At 31.5% G+C, this 3694-nt stretch carries 3 protein-coding genes and 1 pseudogene; all 4 read left to right on the top strand.

The window, feature by feature from the left end; genetic code table 11:
• A pseudogene (locus RSC72_RS12160) lies at positions 1–1210 on the top strand (TonB-dependent receptor); the annotation flags it as partial.
• A 22-nt stretch (positions 1211–1232) separates the two neighbouring features.
• Complete coding sequence (locus RSC72_RS12155; protein ID WP_332546367.1) at positions 1233–1604, top strand: hypothetical protein; 372 nt, start codon at positions 1233–1235, stop codon at positions 1602–1604.
• 174 nt (positions 1605–1778) lie between these two features.
• Positions 1779–2333: a nucleotide exchange factor GrpE gene (locus RSC72_RS12150; protein ID WP_332546366.1), complete on the top strand. Its 555-nt coding sequence runs from the start codon at positions 1779–1781 to the stop codon at positions 2331–2333.
• A gap of 11 nt (positions 2334–2344) precedes the next feature.
• Positions 2345–3469 (top strand): molecular chaperone DnaJ, encoded by a 1125-nt coding sequence (gene dnaJ, locus RSC72_RS12145; RefSeq protein ID WP_332546365.1) that lies wholly within the window; start codon positions 2345–2347, stop codon positions 3467–3469.
• Positions 3470–3694: the final 225 nt, after the last annotated feature.

The raw sequence follows: 3694 nt of genomic DNA, 5'->3' as shown, positions 1-3694 counted from the left end.
CTCAACAAACGATGTTGGTTCGCAAATAGACCATGCACGTAATAATTTTGATGCGTTGGTTGTTGGTGTACAACACAAAGGGAAATTCAAAATCAATACAAATAATAATATCGAATGGGGATTAAAATATCAACAAGAAGATATTCGCGATTTGTTGGGCGAATGGCAAGCAATAGACTCTACTGGATATGTTGTTAACCCAAATCCTTCGCAAGGTTTACATTTAAATTATTACGTAAACTCAAAAAATAATTTAAAAACAAATCGTGTTTCAGGTTACGCACAATACACAAGCAAATTTATGTGGAATGATGCAAAAGTGATGTTTAATGCTGGTGTACGTGCTGCATATTGGGATTTTAATGATGAAACAACTATTTCGCCACGTGCACAAATTGCTGTAAAACCAGACTGGGAAAGTGATATGTTATTTCGTTTTTCGACAGGTATCTATTATCAACCACCTTTTTATCGTGAAATTCGTCGTTTAGATGGTTCATTAAACGATCAAGTAAAGTCGCAACAATCGATACATTTTATTTTCGGAAATGATTATGAATTCAAATGGATGAATCGTCCTTTTAAATTAACTACCGAATTATATTACAAAATCTTAAGCGATTTAAACCCTTATTACGTAGATAATGTAAGAATTCGTTATACGGCTGACAACAACTCAAAAGGTTATGCCTATGGACTTGATATGCGTCTGTTTGGACAATTTGTTCCTGGAATAGATTCATGGTTTTCGGCATCGTATGCGCGCGCTTATCAAAATATTGACAACAAAGGAAATATTCCGTTACCAACAGATCCTCGTTTCAAATTATCTGCATTTTTCCAAGATTATATGGAGTTTTTACCATCATTCAAGGTTAATGTTAATTTGATTTATGCATCAGGATTGCCAAATGGAGCGCCACAATTTGCGGATCCGTACAATTATCAAACAACTTTATCAGCTTACAAACGTGTTGATATTGGTTTTGTAAAAGAATTGGTAAATCAAAAAGAGTTAAAACCATCAAAAAGTTCATTCTTTAGTAATTTTAAAGAAGTTTCGATTGGTGTAGATGTTTTCAATGTATTTGACATCAAAAATGAAATCAGTAATTCATGGATTACAGATGTTAATACAAGAAATGTCTATACAATGCCAAATTATTTGACAGGTCGCTTCTTGAATGCAAAAGTTAATTTTAAGTTTTAGAGGTAACACTTAAAATTAAATTATGAAAACTAAATTTCTTATTATTACTATTTTTGGTTTATTTTTTGGATGTGAAAATATGATTGAAGATAAAGTTTTAATATTAAAAACTATTGAAACTACAACCTACAAAATAGAATGGCATACAAAAAGTGGAATTACAACAGTATATCCTAATTATATAGACATTACCAATAAAATCGATAATAAAAATTATCAGATTGTTGACCATCTTGATATATTAGATATAAATTTAGTTAATAATGATAGTCTATTTATTGTCTATAATAAAAATGGAATGCTTGATAAAATTAGAAAAAATAATAAAAAGTTAGGTTTAAAAATAATTCCAAAAAATTATCATATTTATTATACAGGAAAAAGAATGTACTAACAAACAATATATAATATAGTTTATCAAAACTCAAATCAAAAAAACTTTATACTTTTACCAAGCACTTCTACCGACAGAAGTGCTTATTTTTTTAACTATAATCTGACAAAACGGCACTAAATGGGCATTGGCAAACTATTTGATTCATTGAGAAACAAAAAAAAGAATAAGATTATGTCTGATCAAAATATAAATGAAGAATTAATGAATGAGCATCTTTCTGAAGATCAAGTTCAGGAAACAGAAAATCAAACAGAACAAAATGATACTTCTGGAAAAACTGAATTAGAAATTGTAAAAGAGCAATTAGCAAAAGAGAAAGATCAGTATTTAAGATTATTTGCAGAATTTGATAATTTCAAGAAACGTACTTCTCGCGAAAGAATCGATTTTTTCAAAACAGCAAACAAAGAAGTTGTAACAGCTTTATTACCTGTTTTAGATGATTTTCAGCGTGCAATGGTTCAAATTGAAAAATCAGATGACAACGGTTTACAACAAGGTGTAGAATTAATCTTCAATAAATTAAACGAAATTTTACGTACAAAAGGCTTAAAAGAAATCGAAGTTAAAGCAGGTGATGATTTTAATACCGATTTACACGAAGCTATTACTCAAATTCCTGCTCCTACAGAGGATTTAAAAGGAAAAATTGTAGATGTTGTAGAAACTGGTTATTTATTAAACGATGTTGTAATTCGCTACGCTAAAGTAGTGGTTGGAATGTAATTATATTAGAAATGTCGACAAAAAGAGATTATTACGAAATATTAGGTATTGAAAAATCAGCAACACCTGAACAAATAAAGAAAGCTTATCGTAAAAAAGCCATAAAATATCACCCTGACAAAAATCCAGGTGACAAAGAGGCAGAAGATAATTTTAAAGATGCCGCAGAAGCATACGAAGTTTTAAGCGACGATAACAAACGTGCACGCTATGACCAATATGGTCATGCAGGTATGAGCGGAGCTGGAGGCTTTGGTGGTGGAGCTGGAGGCGGAATGAATATGGAGGATATTTTCTCTCATTTCGGTGACATCTTTGGCGGCGGAGGATTTGGTGGTGGCTTCGGAGGTCAATCTCGTGGTCCTCGTCGTATGAAAGGTTCTGATTTGCGTATTCGCGTAAAGTTAAACCTTGAAGAAATGGTTAACGGTTGCGAAAAGAAAGTAAAAGTTAAACGTTTCAAACAAGCAGACGGCGTAACCTCTAAAACATGTCCTAGCTGTAATGGTTCTGGACAACAAGTTCGTGTTACAAACACATTTTTAGGGCAAATGCAAACGGCAACAACATGTTCTACTTGTCAAGGTATTGGTCGTGTTGCAGATAAAATTCCTACTGGAGCAAATAATCAAGGATTAATCAAAATTGAAGAAACAATTGAGATTAAAATTCCTGCTGGAGCAAGAGAAGGTATACAATTACAAGTTCGCGGAAAAGGTAATGACGCTCCTTTTGACGGTATTCCTGGCGACTTATTAGTTGTTATTGAAGAAGAAGAACACGACACTTTAAAACGTGATGGAAATAATCTACATTACGATTTATATGTTTCTGTTCCAGATGCAATCTTAGGATCATCTAAAGAAATTCCTACTGTTAACGGAAAAGTGAAAATTAAAGTTGACAAAGGAACTCAATCAGGAAAAGTATTGCGTTTGAAAGGACAAGGTTTGCCAGACTTAAATGGATATGGAAAAGGTGATTTATTTGTACATGTTAACATTTGGACACCAACTCATTTATCAAAAGAACAAGAAAATTTCTTTGAAAAAATGAGAGATGATGAGCATTTTTCTCCAGAACCATCTAAAAATGAAAAATCGTTTTTTGAACGTGTAAAAGATATGTTTCAGTAATTAATAAATTTGAAACTTTTATAAAGCATCCGGACATTGTTTGGATGCTTTTTTTATTATATACATAACAATAACAGGTTTAACTCGAATAATTTGTGTTTTTTAGTATTAATTAATGGTTATTTACCCCAAAATGAATAACTTTATTACAATTAATAAAAACACTATACATGAAGAAAAATTTAACGCTTATATTCTCTGCGTTTATTTTGTCTATGTCTGCGC

The organism is Algoriella sp. (assembly GCF_036647415.1).
Taxonomy (GTDB): Bacteria; Bacteroidota; Bacteroidia; order Flavobacteriales; family Weeksellaceae; genus Empedobacter.
This window is presented reverse-complemented; position numbering and strand designations above follow the sequence as displayed.

Coding starts and splice junctions, on each gene's coding strand:
- RSC72_RS12155 (WP_332546367.1), top strand. CDS start 1,233: ATGAAAACTAAATTTCTTATTATTACTATTTTTGGTTTATTTTTTGGA.
- RSC72_RS12150 (WP_332546366.1), top strand. CDS start 1,779: ATGTCTGATCAAAATATAAATGAAGAATTAATGAATGAGCATCTTTCT.
- dnaJ (WP_332546365.1), top strand. CDS start 2,345: ATGTCGACAAAAAGAGATTATTACGAAATATTAGGTATTGAAAAATCA.